Below are 15,672 nucleotides of genomic sequence, written 5' to 3'. Positions count from 1 at the left end.
GCTTCATACCGCCCCCGGAATTCGGGGCTCGATCAGCTCACGACGAAGGGATCGATGGCGCCGGGACCATGGAGGTCTTTGCCCGCCGTGTCTACTCGGCTGTCGATGATGTTCTGCGCCAGAACATTGCACGAAGACGTTTACTTTCACAATCGCCAGATAGTTCGTCTCAGTGATACAAGGCATCTGACCAACTGAGCACGAATTCTCGAACCGCACCACATTGGCCAACTCGGCCCTCGGTAATCTGCCGGTATGTCCGCGCCCGTTCCGTTCAGTCCCACGATCACGTTGCTCACGGTGGCGAGGGTGTGGGATGCGGCGTTCGCGGAGGCGCTGAAGCCGCTTGGGCTGACGACGCGGAAGTACGGGCTGCTGGGCCATATTCGCGGTACGCCTGGGATTTCGTTCAGCGAACTTGCGCGTCGCTCTCGCATCACTGTGCAGAGCGCGCACAGTGCGGTAGCCGGGTTTGTCAGTTCCGGCCTGGTCGACGACGGCACGGCGCAGGCCGGGGCCGCGTCGACGCTGCTCATGTGCGCGAGGTGAGTGCCCCCAGCGACGTCGCCGTGTATCGAGAAGCGAAGAGCACCAAGCACACTGGGACGATCCATGTGAGGGCGAAGTACTTCGAGAACGGGTCGGTTACCACTGCCGCAACTGTCGTACTCAGGGCGGCCGCGAAGGTGCACACTGCCCACGTGGCCGAGATCCGCACGTTCAGCGAGCGAAGCCGCGGGGCGCCCCAGTACTCCTTCGGCAGACTTTCACGCGCGTACTGCTCGGTGAAGGTGACGCCGAGGGTCGACGTCGCCATCACGACTGCGAGCACGAACAGCGCGATTCCCGACGCGTACTCCGGCAGCCACGTCGTCGACGGGACCGACAGCAGCGACGCTGCTGCGAAGCCCACGAAGGTGAGCACCGCAGCGGCGCCGAGCCACTTGATTCCCGCCCGCCCACGAGTCCAGTGAGTGAGCACCAGTGCAACGAACCCGGTGAGGATGCTCGAGAAGAGCAGCGCCTGGTCGCCTCCGCGATGCGGCATCACGAGGAACAGCGCCCACGGCACTAATCCGAGTGCAAGACCAGGCAAGCGCATCCCGGGCCGCCCTTCGCCGAAGTCCTCGATCTGACATCTTCGATTCTGCCGCGGGTAGGTGGCGCTGAACATCGGTCACAGCACGCAACTATTCGTGCCACGCACCGGGAAGTTATCCGGTGACGCCCAGAATCTTGATCGCGAACACCAGGCTGTCGCCTGCCTCGATTCCGGCGCGGGGCTGACCGTCCGGGTAGCCGTCGGCGGAGTTCATCGCCACAGCCACGGTCGACCCCGTCGTCTGGCCTGCGATTGCCTTCTGGAATCCGGGGACGACGCCGGTCAGCGGGAACTCCACGGGCGCGCCGCGCTCGTAACTGCTGTCGAACACCGATCCGTCGCGTCCGTTGACGCCCATGTAGCAGACTGAGACCTCGGCGTCGTCCGCCACGACGGGTCCGTCACCGGCCTGCAATGTCTGCACCTGTGTCTGCGCCACGCTGAACGGCGCCTCGATGTCCACCACGGGGGCCGAAGAATCCGTGGAACCGATGACCGACACACTGCCGGTATCCCCCGCCAGAGTCCATTCGGGGTCGCCCGCGTCTTCGGGTTCCGCGGTGGGGCACGTCGCTGCCTCCGCTACCGACGATGCAGCCGAGGACGTCGTCGAGGTCGCCGGAGCATCCGAGTCGGATCCACATGCAGCCAAGGTCAATACGAGTGCCGCGCTGGACACGAGGACACCGGACACCGAAACACGAGTTGATTTCACCGCTGCCACGGTACATACACCCGTCCGGTCAGGTCCGCAGCACCTTCTCCATCTTCTTTCCCTTGGCCAGCTCGTCAACCAGCTTGTCCAGATAACGAATCTTCTGCATCAGGGGATCCTCGACGTTCTCGACGCGCACCCCGCACACCACACCGGTGATGAGCGACGTGCCCGGATTGAGCCGGGCTTCGGCGAAGAAATCCTCGAACGTGGTTTCAGTGGAGAGGTGGTGTTGCAGTGCGACACTGTCGAATCCGGTCAGCCATTCGACGACCTCACGCAACTCTTCTTCCGTGCGTCCCTTGCGTTCCAGCTTGGTGACGTAATGCGGATACACCGAAGCGACGCTGGTGGTGAAGATGCGATGCATGCGACGAGTGTAGGGCCCGTCGGCCGTCACTGTTCGTCGTACTTCTCCCAGAATCGCGCGCGCAGGCGGTATCGGATTCCCTCGTCGAGGTCGTGGTGTCCCATGGCGTCGGAGGCGTCGAGCAGGAGCGCCCGGTCGATGTCCGGTGGGATGTTCGGCCTGGTGCGTTGCAGGCTCAGCTTGTCCTCGGGTGTGCTGCTCGCTTCCAACGATGCCAGGACGCGAGAGACCACCTCGTCGATCAGTTCGGTTTCCTCACCCGCCATGACGTACTCGGGTTGGACGGTGCTACCTGATCCGGTGGTTCCGCTGTAGACGAGAACGTTCGCGGGTCGAACGGGAGCGGGTGCCTGCGCGGTCGACGCGACGTCGAGCGGGGTGGGCACGCGTGGGCCGGGCTTGGGTCCCGGCCGGGGTGCAGGCTTGGGGACGCTCACCGGGTCGGTGACGACGACGGGAGCGGGCTGCCGATCGATCTTCATGACGGCCGCATCCACGGCGGCGCCGTCGAAGAAGTCGAGCCCGTCGGACGCTCGGATCAAGTGGCGACTGACGCCGTGGGGTTTGCCGTCGTTCGTCGGGACGGTCAGAAGCAGCACCTGCACACCGTGTGCCTGTGCCTCCTCGACGGCCTCGGTCAGATCGTCGTCTCCGGACACCAGGAAGAACACGTCCGACGCATTGCTTCTCGCATGAGCGACGAGGTCGAGTCCGATGCGCAGGTCGACGCCCTTCTGTTCCCCGTTGACACCGAACCGGCCGAGCCGGAGCTTGACCTTGGACAGTTCACCGATCCGCTCCTGTTGGGCATCCGGAACTCCGTTCCGCGCGGAGTCGTACCAGTACACACGGAGTATCGGTAACCCCGATCGAGTCTCTGCGGCGTCGACCAGAGCGGCGATCAACGTTGCGTAATCCACGAAGATTCCGCTCCGCAGAGACGTGCCTGTCCTCCGAGTCGCGGCAGATGCCAAGAGATAACCGGTGTCGACGTACACAGAACAGGTCGGCCGCATGGGCCACTATCTCACGGTGAACGCCTCACGCCTCACTCCGCGGACGCGCGCTCCTCGCGTCGTTCTTCGCGGCGCTCCTCGCGATCGATATCCGACTGAGCGCTGGAGCAGTCGAAGGGGCTGTACAGAAAATCCTGCTCACGACCGTGGTCGTCCACCACCACGCAATGCGCGCCGTCGTTCGCTCGCGGCGTCAGGTTCTCGATGGTGTCCGCCGATGCTGCAGTAGTCCCGACGGCACCTGCGGTCCCGAAGAGTGCTGCAGCGGCCAGGGTGGTCAACGCGAACTTGGTCGAATTCCTCATCTTCGTCTCCTTCGTGGATGCTGTGAGCCAGATGCTCTTTCCATCTACGACTCTGTCGTTCATCGGAAACGAAAAACAGTGCGCCTCATCATCTTGTGCAGTGACTTCTCCATGAAAACGTGATGACAGATGTCATAGCCGCTACTGACCACTTCGACCAATCCGACGCCGCCTGATACGCCTGCAACCGTGCATCGTGCTCAGTCTCCCGTTCATGCATTGTGCGGTACATCGATGTCTGATCGACTGAGCAGTCATGACCAGCATCACTCCCGCCGAACATCATTCGCCCCGGGGCGCTCGTGACGATCTGCACGAGATCGCCGAGAAGGTGCTGTGGCTGTCGACGTCGATCATCCATCACGCCAATCGAGTTCGGCCCAACCCGTCGGGACTCAAAGTCGGTGGTCACCAAGCCTCCTGTGCGTCGATGGTCTCGATCATGACCTCGCTGTGGTTCGAGCAGCTGGAAGCCGGGGATCGCGTGTCGGTCAAGCCGCACGCATCCCCGGTCCTCCACGCGATCAACTACCTGCTGGGTGAGCTCGACGAGAAGTACCTCACCACCTTGCGATCGTTCGGTGGACTGCAGTCCTATCCGTCGCGAGCCAAGGACCCCGACCCGGTGGACTACAGCACCGGCTCGGTCGGAATCGGTGCCACTGCGCCCATCTGGGGTGCGATGTCGCGTCGATACGTCGAGACGAGCTTCGGTGACTCCGACGGCACTTCACGACCGTCGGGTTTCTCCGGGCGCCAGTACTCACTCGTCGGAGACGCCGAGCTCGACGAGGGTGCCGTCTGGGAGGCGATCATCGATCCGGGCATCGCCGAGCTCGGCGAAATCGTGTGGATCGTCGATCTGAACCGGCAATCCCTCGATCGGGTGGTGCCCAACATCGCCGCACGGCGCCTCGAGAAGATGTTCGACGCCGCCGGCTGGCAAGTGATCACCGTCAAGTTCGGCCGCCTCCTCGAGGATCTCTTCGCCCGTCCAGACGGGGAAGCACTGCGCAGCCGAATTCTCGATATGCCCAACCCCGAGTACCAGCGGCTCCTCCGCTGCACCGCGGACGAACTCCGATCCCGGCTTCCCGGGACAGGCCAGGACGCGTCGGCGATCGCGGACCTGATCTCCGATCTCGACGACGCACTGCTCACCGAGTCCATCCGTAATCTCGGCGGCCACGACATGGCGGCGTTGCGCGACGCGTACTCCCGCATCGACGACACCAGGCCGACCGTCGTCATCGCCTACACCGTCAAGGGATTCGGCCTGCCGACCCAGGGTCACCCGCAGAATCATTCGTCGCTTCTGACCGTCGACGAGTACGAGGCTCTGGGTAGATCCCTCGGCGTCGATCCGGCCGATCCGTGGGCGACGTTCGCCCCGGGCAGCCCGTCGGACCTGGTGTGCGAGGCGGCAGCTGCTCGCCTTCGTCGCGATCCCGTCCCTGTATCCGAGCCTCCCGCCGTGCCGGTCGACATCGGCCGGACACCGAAGGGCACAGCCACCACTCAGGCTGCACTGGGGCGCGTGCTCATCGATCTGACGCGGGATGCCCCGGACGCCGCGAGCAGGGTCGTCACCGTCAGCCCCGATGTCAGTTCCACCACCAACCTCGGTGGCTGGGTGAACAAGGTCGGGGTCTGGTCCTCGGCCGAGCGTCGCGACTGGTTCGAGGACGACGCCGAAACGATCATGCATTGGCGGGAAAAGCCCACCGGCCAGCACATGGAACTGGGCATTGCCGAGACCAACCTCGTCGGACTCATGGGCGAACTCGGCGCCACGTGGAGTCGGTGGGGACAGCCCTTGTTCCCGATCGGGGTCATGTACGACCCGTTCGTCGAACGCGCACTCGAACCCTGGTCCTACGGCATCTATGCAGGTGGCCAGTCGATTCTCGTCGGCACTCCATCCGGTGTCACTCTTGCTGCGGAGGGCGGCGCGCACCAGTCGATCAAGACTCCGTCGATCGGCCTGGAACAACCGGGGTGCATCACCTACGAGCCTGCGTTCGCCATCGATGTCGAGTGGACGCTGCTCGCCAGCATCGGCCGCCTCGGCAGGCCTGACGGCAGCTCCGCGTACCTGCGGTTGTCCACCCGCCCCGTCGATCAGACACTGGCCGACGTGCCCGCCGACCCCGCTGCTCGGGAACGGCGCCGACGCCAGGTCGTCGCCGGCGGATACCCCCTCGTCAGGCGCGACGGTGCCACGGTCACGATCGCCGCGATGGGGGCGCTGATGACCGAGGCACTCCAGGCTGCCGCACGACTCGACGGCATCGGCGTCGTCGCCGACGTCCTGTGCATCACCAGCCCCGGCGAGCTCTACCGCGCGCTCCAGGCACGCCAGGGGCACCGTTCGGGCGACACCTGGATCCTCGACCAGCTGCTACCAGCAGATCGAGCAACCCCGCTGGTGACCGTGCTCGACGGCCATCCGCACACCCTCGCATTTCTGGCCACCGTCAACAAAGTCGCTTCGACGTCGTTGGGCGTCAGCACTTTCGGTCAGGTCGGCTCACTGGACGAGGTGTACAAGTACCACCACATCGACACGGACTCCATCATCGGAGCAGCCTTGGACGTCATCGGTCACTGATTCATCGGGGGGATCGAATACCCGCAGCGGCGGGCCCGGAGGCACGAGTTTTTGAACCTCCGGGCCCTGGCTCGACCGCGGTGCCCGGGCGATCACGTCCGAACTCGGTCTTGTCTTCCACCGATCGTGCGGATCGAAACATCGGCTCCTCAGCGGTCAGAGAATCCGGCTGAGAAATTGTTGGGTACGAGCGTTCTTCGGGTTGTCGAAGAACTCGTTCGGGGGCGCCTCCTCGACGATCTTGCCGTCGCTCATGAAGACCACACGATCCGCTGCGGCTTTGGCGAAACCCATCTCGTGGCTGACGACGACCATCGTCATGCCTTCGTCGCGCAGGCGAAGCATCACGTCGAGCACCTCGTTGACCATCTCCGGGTCCAGAGCCGAGGTCGGTTCGTCGAACAGCATCACTTCGGGTTTCATGGCAAGTGCTCGGGCGATGGCGACGCGCTGCTGTTGCCCACCGGAGAGCTGCGAGGGATAGTTCTCGCCCTTGTCCGCCAAGCCCACCAGATCGAGTAGTTCTCGGGCTTGGCGACGCGCACGGTCCTTCTGTGTGCCGAGCACGTGCCGAGGGCCGGACGCCACGTTGTCCAGTGCCGTCATCATCGGAAACAGGTTGAAGCTCTGGAACACCATGCCCGTGTGGTGACGTTGCTTCGCAATCTGTGCTTCGGACAACGGAGTTCGATTCGCATTGTCGGAGAAGCCCATCATCTCCCCACAGACACGCACCGTGCCGGACTGGATGGTCTCGAGGCAGTTCAACGTCCGCAACAACGTGCTCTTGCCACTGCCCGACGGGCCGAGAAGCAGCACTACTTCGCCCTTGTCGACGGTGAAGTCGATGTCGTCGAGGACGACCAGATCGTTGTAGGCCTTGGTCATGTTGCGCACCTCGACCATCGTCGTGGTGACTTTCCTGGCGTCGATCACTTTCGCTGCGTCGATCATCGGTTCACGGCCTCGGCTTCCATCACACTGTCGTCCAACTTGTCGGTCTTCGTGCCACCTTTGCGTCGGTAGTCACGGTCGTAGCCCCGACCCACACGGACCTCGATCATGCGCTGAATCAAGCCCCACAGCGTCGTGAGGACGAGGAAGTACAGCGCGGCGGCACACAGTCCTTCCAACACCCGGAAATTGATCTGCACCAGGAACTGGGTGCGGCGGAGCAACTCTTGCACCGAGATGACCGACACGAGCGTCGTGGTCTTGAGCAGACCGTTGAAACTGTTGCCGAGCGGCGGAATCATCACCCGTAGAGCCTGAGGCAGAACCACGACGCGGAAGACCTTTGTCGGAGACATTCCCAGCGCACGCGCTGCTTCGGTCTGACCGGTCGGAACCGAGAGCAAACCGGACCGAACGATTTCCGACAGGTACGCGGCCTCGTTGAGCACCAAGCCGAGCAACGCCGCTTCGATGACACCGAGTTTGATTCCGACCTGAGGTAGGCCGGTGTAGATGATCACCAGCTGCACCAGCAGCGGTGTTCCGCGCATGAGCCAGACGTAGAACCCGGCGATCGCGCGCAGCGGCATCAGCTTCGACGACCTCGCCGCGGCGACGACGACCGCGAGAATCAAACCGAGGATCATGCTGACGACGGTGAGCCAGATCGTGACCCACGCACCCTCGAGGAGTTGCGTGCTGGTGAGAATGGAAAAGAAGGCGTCCCAGGACCACATGTGGATCAGCTGTCCAGCGGCCCGGTACTGACGGCGATGTCGCTCTCGTACCCGGTGACGTCGTACTGCTCGAACAACTCGGGAAGGTAGCCGTCTTCACGCATCTCCGTCAGCACACGTGCGACCTCGGCGGACGACGCGCTGCCCTTGGCGAATCCCATTGCGAGAGGGGCCTCGTTGATTCCACCGACGGCCGTCTCGAAGCGTCCGTCCTCCTGGTAGAAGGACGTGACCGATTCCACGATGGACGTTCCGTCGAGCTGTCCAGCCGAAAGAGCCTGGTAAGCATCGGCATTGGTCTTGAAGGTCTGGACCGTCAGCGGCGGCTTGCCTTCGGACGCGAACTGCTCGGACAACGCAGTGAGCGTGTCGAACTCGTAACCCGGCGCCTCGACGCCGATGGTCTTGCCGGCCAGATCGTCGACGCTGGAAATCGACTCGGGATTACCCGACGGCACCGAAATCGACACCGCCTGAACCTCGTACGGCACCAGGTCGATCGTCTCCGCACGCGCCGGTGTGTAGAACATGCCTGTGTCGATCATGTCCCAGCGTCCGCTCTGCACTCCGGGGATCTGCGCCTCGAACTCGATGTTGACGAACTTCGGCGTCAGGCACAGACGCTTGGCGATTTCCTTGCCCAGTTCGACCCGCATTCCGACGACGTCGCCATTGGCGTCGACGTACTGCATGGGAGGCAGCGTGGCGTTCGTCGCCATCGTCAACGCACCCTCCTCGGCCAGATCGGAGGCCCCGAGCGTCGGCGTACAGTCCGTCGGCGCTGCCTGCTCGTCCGCAGCGGAGCTGCAGCCGGTGAGCCCTGCTGCCACGACGGCCGCGGCGGCGATTCCGAGGAGCGGAGTCCGCGTGATGATCCTGCGCATGGGTGTGCCTTTCGTTCGTCAACTGCACTGCAGCAGTGACCATTCGAATGTTCGCGAGGTGCGAGCCGATCCCGATGGGATCGATTGCATAAAGCGTCTCAGAGCATTTCGTCAGCGTCAACGTGGTTAACACGGATGACACGCGATACATGAAGTTTTAACCATTCGAGGGTGGCGACCCTACGTACCGCGCCGCTCATGTTGTACCCGTCACCGCGCCACACGAGGCACGCTCGACCAGCTGGGCCCCGACTCTGTAGGTCCGCCTGTCCGGCACCGCGGCCCCGTTGATCTGCTGGAACAGCAGATCCATCGCCACATTCGCCAGTTGAGCCGCACCGTTGTCGACCACGGTGATCGCCGGCTGCCACAACGCCAACCAGGGCATGTCCTCGTGGCAGATGAGGGACAAGTCGTCGGGCACGGAAACCCCTCGCGACGCCAGGGTCGGCAGAATCCCGAACACCGCCTCATGGTTGGCCGCGTAGAGCGCGGTCATGGGCTCGGGCCCGTCCAACAGCGAGTTCACGGCCTCGGCGCCGAACTCGGTCGTGAACGGCCCTTTCCTCACGATGGCCTGGTCGACGTCGATGCCCGCGTCGAACAACGCAGACCGATATCCCTCGTAGCGCTCCCGGCCCGATGTCGCGTCCTCGGTGCCGCCGATGTAACCGATCCGGCGATGTCCCAACGACACGAGGTGAGCGATGGCATCACGGGCACCGTCGAGATCGTCGGCGAGGACCGTCGACGCCTTGCTGCCCTGCACGGACCTGATGAGGTTGACCACGGCTCGGCCCTCGGCGAGCAGCGCGTTCGACGCCGCAGCGCTTCGGCCACTGCCGATGACGATGGTGCCGTCGACTCCGTGGTCGCCGAGCATCGCGAGCACGTCGTTCTCCCGAGCCGGATCAGCGTCGGTGATGCACAGCAGAACCTGGAAGCCGCTCGCCGACGCACGCTTCTGCACCACTTCGGCAACAGTGTGGAACGAGGCGTTGATCAGGTTGTTCATGACCAGGCCGATCAGATGCGAACGATTGGACCGGAGGGCACTCGCGGCACGATTCGGTCGATATCCCAGCGAGCGCGCCGCCTCCTGCACTGCAGCGCGAGTCTCGGCCGAGATCAACGACGATCCGCTCAGCGCGCGGGACGCCGTACTCCGTGACACTCCGGCGGCGTCGGCCACGTCGATCAAGGTGACCGCCATCGGTCGCCTCACCTTCCTCTCGCTGTTCACTCGGACATTCTCGGTGGCCGGTAGGGATATTGGACAGTGCGCTCGTTACAAGTACGTTTCCGGCTTGACGATCGCGGCCACCCGACGGCAGTCTATGCAATCGATCCCAAAACTTCTCCGAGACGGGCGCTCGTCCGACCGATCTCGTTCGAAAGGTCTCCATCATGAATCGCGATGATGTCGCGTGGTCCGGCTACTGGCCCGCATCCCCCACCCCGTTCACCGAGTCCGGCGCCGTCGACGCCGACGGTCTCCGCGACCTGATGAACCTCTACGCCGATGTCGCTGTGGACGGAGTCCTCGTCAACGGAAGCACCGGTGAATGGTTCAGCCAGACCGACGACGAACGCCGACAGGTCGCCGAGATCGCGATCGACGCCGTCGCCGGACGCTTTCCCGTGGTCATCGGCGTCAGCGCCTACACCGCACGCGAGTCGAGTGAACTCGCGGCGCATGCCGCATCGGCAGGCGCCGACGGTGTGCTGTCCACTCCCCCGCCGTACGTGCACACCTCCGGCGAGGAGACCTTCCGGTTCTACGAAAAAGTCTCCACAGCAACCGAACTACCGTTCATGGCGTACAACTGGCCACGCGGTGTGGCCGTCGACATGGCTGCGGTACCAGGCTTGTTCTCACGCCTCGCCGACTTGGACAACGTCGTGGCGATCAAGGACAGCACCGGCGACTGGCTGAGGATGCTCGACACCGTCGAAGCAGTATCCGATCGAGTGCGCGTGTTCGGGAGCTTCCTGCACCGCCGAGGATTGGCCACGCTGCTCGAGCTCGGTGGCGACGGCAACATCGACGGCGGTGGCGTCGGCGCCCCGTTCGCCGTTCCCTTCTATCGAGCGGTCGCGGAACGTGACGCCGACTCCGCACGCGGCTGGGTGGACAAGTACCGCGCGTTCTCCGGAAGCCTGATCAACGGCGACTACAGCGGAATTCACGCATCTCCGATTCCTCAGCTGAAGGCCGTGATGAATCTGCTCGGACAACCCGGCGGATACGTTCGCGACCCACTGTTGCCGGTCACCGATCCCGAGACCCTCGACGTGCTGCAGAACATCGTCGTGCAGTCCGGCATTCAAGATGCGTACGCGCGGCCGGTAGGGGCAAGTCATGCACTCTGAGGTCGACGTGGTCGTCATCGGTGCCGGAATCGTCGGCGCCGCGACAGCCCTTGCACTCACGCGGGCCGGCTCCCGCGTCGCCGTGCTGGATCGAACGCTGCCCAACACCGCTGGATCCGGTACGACCGCCGGCAATCTGCACATTCAGACCATTCACACCCGACGCCCCGGTCAGGGAACGGCCGTCGACGTCGAACAGCTGCTGCCACTGCAGAAGTCGACCAGCGCACTGTGGGATGTTCTCGGCGAGAGTGTTCCTGGCCTCGGCTTGAACCGCTGCGGCGGTTTCATGGTCGCGGAGACCGACGAACAGGCCCTCACGCTGCAGACGAAGCACACCTGGGAAGACGCAGCAGGGATCCCGACCGAGGTGCTGACCGGCGACGAAGCACGCCGCGCCCTCCCGTTGCTCGGGCCGAGCGTCACGGCAGCCACCTGGTGCGCGTGGGACGGGTTCGCCGAACCGGACCTCGCCGGACCGGCATTGCTGCGCCAAGCTGTCGCCGAAGGCGCAGTCCTGCACCCCGAGACCCCGGTCACCGGACTCGACCGCGTCGACGGTGTGTGGCACGTCGCCAGCCCGTCAGGCACGTGGACCGCGCCCGTCGTCGTCGATGTGGCCGGACCGTGGATGGCTCGGATCGCCGCCATGGCCGGCGTCTCGCTCGATCTGGTTCCGACATCCCTTCAGATGCACTCCCTGGACGCCGCGCCCGGCACACTCGAGGTGCTGGTTCAGCATGTGGGAGAGGGAATGTCGATCAAGCAGGACCGACGTGGTCGTCTCGTCCTCGGAGGCGGTTGGCCGGCGGGGCCGTTCCACGACCATGATGCAGCGCCGACGCTGGCCGAGAGCACCGTCGGCAACCTCGCACAGGTCGCGCGGCTGCTGCCGTCCCTGCATCGCGACACGCCCACGGACACCTGGACCGGACCTGTCGTCACCACTCCGGACGAGATGCCCGTCATCGGCGAACTCGACGGTGCACCCGGACTGTTCGTGGCAGGCGGGACGTATTCGTTCACGTTCGCGCCACTGTGGGCGGATGTCCTGACCGCTCTGGTGCACGGATCGACCCCGCAGCTGGACGTCTCCACCTTCTCGCCCGCACGACTCACCCAACTCACCGCTCACTGAACGCTCCACCCCGAAAGAAGGAAGACGATGGCTCTGGTCACCATGTTCGTCAACGGGCAGGCAATGTCCGGTGGCACGCTCAACGACGCCTTGAATCGCGCGAAGTTTCTCGGCGCGGTCGACACCGCACCGAAGTATCGCTTCTACTCCGTGCGCGACGAGTTTCCTGGACTCCATCCGGTGACGACCGCGGGCTTCGTCGTCCCAGGCGAACTGTACGAGGTCGAGTACGACGTGCTCCGCGACGAACTGTTGCCGCGTGAGCCCGCCGAACTGGAACTCGGTGTCATCGAATTGGTCGACGGCACGGGATCGTTGTCGATGCGGATGCGCGAGAACTCCCTCACGGCAGCGGGAGTCGTCGACATCAGCGACCGCGGCGGCTGGTTGGCATACCTGGAGGCACAGCGATGAAGGTCGTCCGCGGCGGAACTCTCGTCGAGCCCCATTGGGCGGGCCCGGCGGACCTACTCATCGACGACGGCAAGATCGTCGCCGTACTCAGCCCCGGCAGCGAGGTCGACGAAGCAGCCGAAACGATCGATGCGACCGGAAAACTCGTCATGCCGGGCGGTGTCGATCCGCACTGCCACGTCGGTTTCACCTCCGGTGAGTTCACCTCCCTCGATTCCTATCTCGAATGCACGACAGCTGCGGTGTTCGGTGGAACGACGACGATCGTCGACTTCGCCATTCCCCGTCCCGGCCAGGAACCGCTGGATGCAGCGGAGAAGCAACGCGCCAAAGCCGAGGAAGGTGTGTGCGATTCCGCGCTGCACGCATGCGTCGTGGACTGGAACGACACGACGGCCGATCAGCTCGCGACCATGGCCGACGCCGGCATCCGCACGGTGAAGATGTTCACCACCTACGCCGGTGAGACGATGGCGAACGAACACACCATCCTCAACACGATGCAGACCACACGCGACCTCGGCGGAATGGTGATCATCCACTGCGAATCCGACGCGATCGTCACCGACGCCCAGAACTTTGCCGCGGCATCCGACGGTGTGGACGCGGCCCACATGTCGCAGACACGACCCGAACTGGCGGAAACCGCGTCGGTCGCCGCCGTTCTCGCGATTGCAGAGTCACAGCAGGCACCCGTCTACTTCGTCCACCAATCCAGTTCGGCAGCCGTGGAACTCGTCGCCGACGCCCGCAAGCGTGGGCTCGTCGCCTTCACCGAAGCCGTCGCACACCACCTGATTCTCGACGACTCCGCGTACGAGGGCGAGCACCCGGAACGTTTCGTGTGCTGCCCTCCGTTGCGTGCAGCCGATGTCGTCGAGGAATTGGGACAGCACCTGTTCACCGGCCACATCACCACCATCGGATCCGACCACTGCTGCTACGACACCGCCCAGAAGCAGGTGCACAGCCACGACGTCAGGCATATGCCGAACGGGCTACCCGGCGTCGAAACGAGATTGCCGGTGATCTTCTCGACGTTCGTGAACGGCCATGGACTCACCCCGAGCCGATTCGTGGAGCTCACCTCCACCAATCCCGCCCGCACCAACGGCCTGTATCCCCGCAAAGGATCGTTGATGCCGGGGGCCGACGCAGACATCGCCATCTGGGACCCGGACCTCGAATGGACCGCCGGGACGGACACCCTGCACATGGCAACCGACTACACACCCTACGAAGGGATACCGCTGCGAGGGAAGCCCGTCACGGTCCTCGTCCGCGGTGACATCGTCGTCGACGGCGGTGCACTGGTCGACGCAACGCCCCGCGGACGGCACGTCGAAGCCGCGCCCCTCGACTTCAGCGGCGCGTTCAGTATGTAGAGCCCTGTTCTCACACGATTCGGGCGAAGCGACGAGGTCAGCAGGCGAGCAGAATTGATCCTCAGTCGCCGAGCGCTGATGAGGAGCCATGGAACAACTGGTCGATGTGAAGGTGATCTCCACTGCGCGTGGGCCCATCGAGTACGCAGTCAAAGGCTCCGGAAAACCGGTGTTGGTGCTGCACGGTTCGCCGGGCGGGATCGACGCCGCCGCCGCGATGGCGGGCTTCCTCCCCGTCGACGAGTTCCAGGCGATCTTGGTGTCGAGGCCCGGCTACCTCGGAACCGAACTGGGCGATCGCGCGACGCCGCGAGAGCAGGCTGATCTGTACGCCGCGCTGCTCGACGAGTTGGGGATCGCCAAGGTGGGCGTGCTGGCATGGTCGGGAGGCGGGCCGTCGGCCTACCAGTTCGCGGCCACCCACCCGGACCGAACCGGTGCGCTCGTGGCCATTGCGTGCCTGAGCCAACACTGGGTCAACCCGACTCCGGACATCGCGTCGCGCATCTTTCAGACCACCAGGATCGGTGATTGGTTGATGCGTAAACTCGTTGCGCATCAACCGCTTCAGGTGATCCAGGGCGCCGTGTCGGACGAAAGCTCCCTCAGTGGTGACGAATTCGACGAACACGTGAAATACATCGACTCCGATCCGGTGAAGAAGCAGTTCGTCCTCGACATGGCCCTCACCGCCTCACAGGTGGGCAGGCGCAAAGCGGGCTGGGACAACGATCTGGTGCAATTCGCCAAATCCGCCGACCCGGGATGGGGAGCGATCGAAGCGCCCACCTTGCTGGTGCAGGGCAGCGCGGATTCGGACGTACTGCCGGAGAACAGCGAGCACGCACACGCGGGTATCGCCGAGTCCGAATTGCTGACCCTTGACCGCGGCACCCACTTCGCGTTCTACACCCACCCCGAATCCGACGCCGCCCAAGCACGCGCACTCGAGTACCTACGGAACTGGTGACGCTCGGTCAGGCACGAACCGGACCATGGCTATCGGTGAAGGCCTGATGTGTCGACGAGCCCGGGCCGCAGAAGGTTCGGATCGGCGACGACCGTCTCCGCACCGAAGAGCACAAGGTTCGGTGCAGTGATCGCGCCGAACTCCGCGTCCGTGAAACTTCACCGCGGCCAGTGCAAGAGCGTATTCCTCGTCGCTGAGCACGGTACGAGGTAGAAGCCATTCAATGAGCTTCCGCATCCGCTTCTCCGTCGGCGCAATTCCCGCCGAGAAAAACTTCAGCAGCAGACCGATCCGCGGTCTGGCGAAGACTGGAGCGTCAGAGGACACCTTCGCCGCACCGCGAGCACTCGCGACACTCGTCACCGACCAGCTCGCAGGTGCGCGCGGTGACGCCGAATCTCGTTCAGTAGCTGCCGAACTCGATGCCGACCTCGTGCTCATGGCCGTCGGCGGACTCGCACAAGGCATGCTGCAGGGTTACAGCACAAGGCATTCCGCTGAGCAACTCATCGAACACCTCCTCGACCGGGTGCTTCAGTGATGCCTGACCAGCTGTTTGAGTGAACCTGTCGGACCCCCGCCGTATATTCGAAAGTATGTGCCCCTCCTTACTTTTGTGTGGGTAGCTTGACCTCGATTCCGCCGAGGTTGAGATAGATCATTGCTGTCAGTGATGCGGCGGAATGGTGGCCGTAGCC

16 protein-coding genes and 1 pseudogene are annotated in these 15,672 nt (G+C 64.1%); 8 read left to right on the top strand and 9 right to left on the bottom strand.

Annotated features, from left to right (window positions below; translation table 11 throughout):
• Positions 1-255: 255 nt before the first annotated feature.
• Positions 256-531, top strand: a pseudogene (locus CH292_RS15725) (MarR family winged helix-turn-helix transcriptional regulator); the annotation flags it as partial.
• A 1-nt stretch (position 532) separates the two neighbouring features.
• Here CH292_RS15725 and CH292_RS15720 read toward each other — a convergent pair.
• From CH292_RS15720 to CH292_RS15700, 5 genes are all read right to left on the bottom strand, one after another.
• A complete protein-coding gene (locus CH292_RS15720; RefSeq protein WP_094655338.1) occupies positions 533-1,102 on the bottom strand; it encodes a hypothetical protein in 570 nt (189 codons plus the stop codon).
• Between the two features lie 112 nt (positions 1,103-1,214).
• Entirely contained in the window at positions 1,215-1,796 is a 582-nt protein-coding gene (locus tag CH292_RS15715; protein WP_094627966.1) for an FKBP-type peptidyl-prolyl cis-trans isomerase, read from the bottom strand.
• A gap of 49 nt (positions 1,797-1,845) precedes the next feature.
• On the bottom strand, positions 1,846-2,187 hold the full coding sequence (locus tag CH292_RS15710; RefSeq protein WP_094627967.1) for a DUF2200 domain-containing protein: 342 nt from the start codon (positions 2,185-2,187) through the stop codon (positions 1,846-1,848).
• Between the two features lie 26 nt (positions 2,188-2,213).
• On the bottom strand, positions 2,214-3,107 hold the full coding sequence (locus tag CH292_RS15705) for an NYN domain-containing protein (protein ID WP_037108678.1): 894 nt from the start codon (positions 3,105-3,107) through the stop codon (positions 2,214-2,216).
• A 128-nt stretch (positions 3,108-3,235) separates the two neighbouring features.
• Positions 3,236-3,508: a hypothetical protein gene (locus tag CH292_RS15700; protein ID WP_255122830.1), complete on the bottom strand. Its 273-nt coding sequence runs from the start codon at positions 3,506-3,508 to the stop codon at positions 3,236-3,238.
• Positions 3,509-3,764: 256 nt separating this feature from the next.
• On the opposite strand from CH292_RS15700, the gene CH292_RS15695 reads away from it, so the two are divergent.
• Positions 3,765-6,119 (top strand): pyruvate dehydrogenase, encoded by a 2,355-nt coding sequence (locus CH292_RS15695; RefSeq protein WP_094655193.1) that lies wholly within the window; start codon positions 3,765-3,767, stop codon positions 6,117-6,119.
• 156 nt (positions 6,120-6,275) lie between these two features.
• Here CH292_RS15695 and CH292_RS15690 read toward each other — a convergent pair whose 3' ends face one another.
• The 4 genes from CH292_RS15690 to CH292_RS15675 all read right to left on the bottom strand — a co-directional run bounded on the left by CH292_RS15690 (position 6,276) and on the right by CH292_RS15675 (position 9,907).
• Positions 6,276-7,073 (bottom strand): amino acid ABC transporter ATP-binding protein, encoded by a 798-nt coding sequence (locus CH292_RS15690; RefSeq protein ID WP_019667572.1) that lies wholly within the window; start codon positions 7,071-7,073, stop codon positions 6,276-6,278.
• On the bottom strand, positions 7,070-7,810 hold the full coding sequence (locus tag CH292_RS15685; protein ID WP_019667571.1) for an amino acid ABC transporter permease: 741 nt from the start codon (positions 7,808-7,810) through the stop codon (positions 7,070-7,072). Before CH292_RS15685 ends, CH292_RS15690 begins: the two co-directional genes overlap by 4 nt.
• A 5-nt stretch (positions 7,811-7,815) precedes the next feature.
• Positions 7,816-8,694 (bottom strand): ABC transporter substrate-binding protein, encoded by an 879-nt coding sequence (locus tag CH292_RS15680; RefSeq protein WP_094655192.1) that lies wholly within the window; start codon positions 8,692-8,694, stop codon positions 7,816-7,818.
• Between the two features lie 196 nt (positions 8,695-8,890).
• On the bottom strand, positions 8,891-9,907 hold the full coding sequence (locus tag CH292_RS15675) for a LacI family DNA-binding transcriptional regulator (protein ID WP_019667569.1): 1,017 nt from the start codon (positions 9,905-9,907) through the stop codon (positions 8,891-8,893).
• Positions 9,908-10,101: 194 nt separating this feature from the next.
• Between CH292_RS15675 and CH292_RS15670 the strand changes: the two genes are divergently transcribed.
• From CH292_RS15670 to CH292_RS15645, 6 genes are all read left to right on the top strand, one after another.
• Positions 10,102-11,067 carry a dihydrodipicolinate synthase family protein gene (locus tag CH292_RS15670; protein ID WP_037107872.1) on the top strand — a complete coding sequence of 322 codons (966 nt, stop codon included), beginning with the start codon at positions 10,102-10,104 and terminating at the stop codon, positions 11,065-11,067.
• The gene (locus CH292_RS15665; protein ID WP_256978157.1) at positions 11,057-12,205 is read left to right on the top strand and encodes an FAD-binding oxidoreductase; all 1,149 of its coding nucleotides are present in this window, start codon (positions 11,057-11,059) and stop codon (positions 12,203-12,205) included. Before CH292_RS15670 ends, CH292_RS15665 begins: the two co-directional genes overlap by 11 nt.
• A gap of 27 nt (positions 12,206-12,232) precedes the next feature.
• A complete protein-coding gene (locus tag CH292_RS15660) occupies positions 12,233-12,619 on the top strand; it encodes a gamma-glutamylcyclotransferase (protein WP_094655191.1) in 387 nt (128 codons plus the stop codon).
• The gene (gene hydA, locus CH292_RS15655) at positions 12,616-14,004 is read left to right on the top strand and encodes a dihydropyrimidinase (RefSeq protein WP_094655190.1); all 1,389 of its coding nucleotides are present in this window, start codon (positions 12,616-12,618) and stop codon (positions 14,002-14,004) included. Before CH292_RS15660 ends, hydA begins: the two co-directional genes overlap by 4 nt.
• A gap of 88 nt (positions 14,005-14,092) precedes the next feature.
• Complete coding sequence (locus CH292_RS15650) at positions 14,093-14,974, top strand: alpha/beta fold hydrolase (RefSeq protein WP_094655189.1); 882 nt, start codon at positions 14,093-14,095, stop codon at positions 14,972-14,974.
• A 223-nt stretch (positions 14,975-15,197) separates the two neighbouring features.
• A complete protein-coding gene (locus CH292_RS15645) occupies positions 15,198-15,515 on the top strand; it encodes a hypothetical protein (RefSeq protein WP_179275287.1) in 318 nt (105 codons plus the stop codon).
• Positions 15,516-15,672: the final 157 nt, after the last annotated feature.

Origin of the sequence: Rhodococcus sp. 14-2470-1a (assembly GCF_002259425.1) — a bacterium.
Lineage (GTDB): Bacteria > Actinomycetota > Actinomycetes > Mycobacteriales > Mycobacteriaceae > Rhodococcoides > Rhodococcoides fascians_E.
Note: the sequence above shows the minus strand (reverse complement) of the source record. Positions and strands in the feature narration are given on the sequence as shown.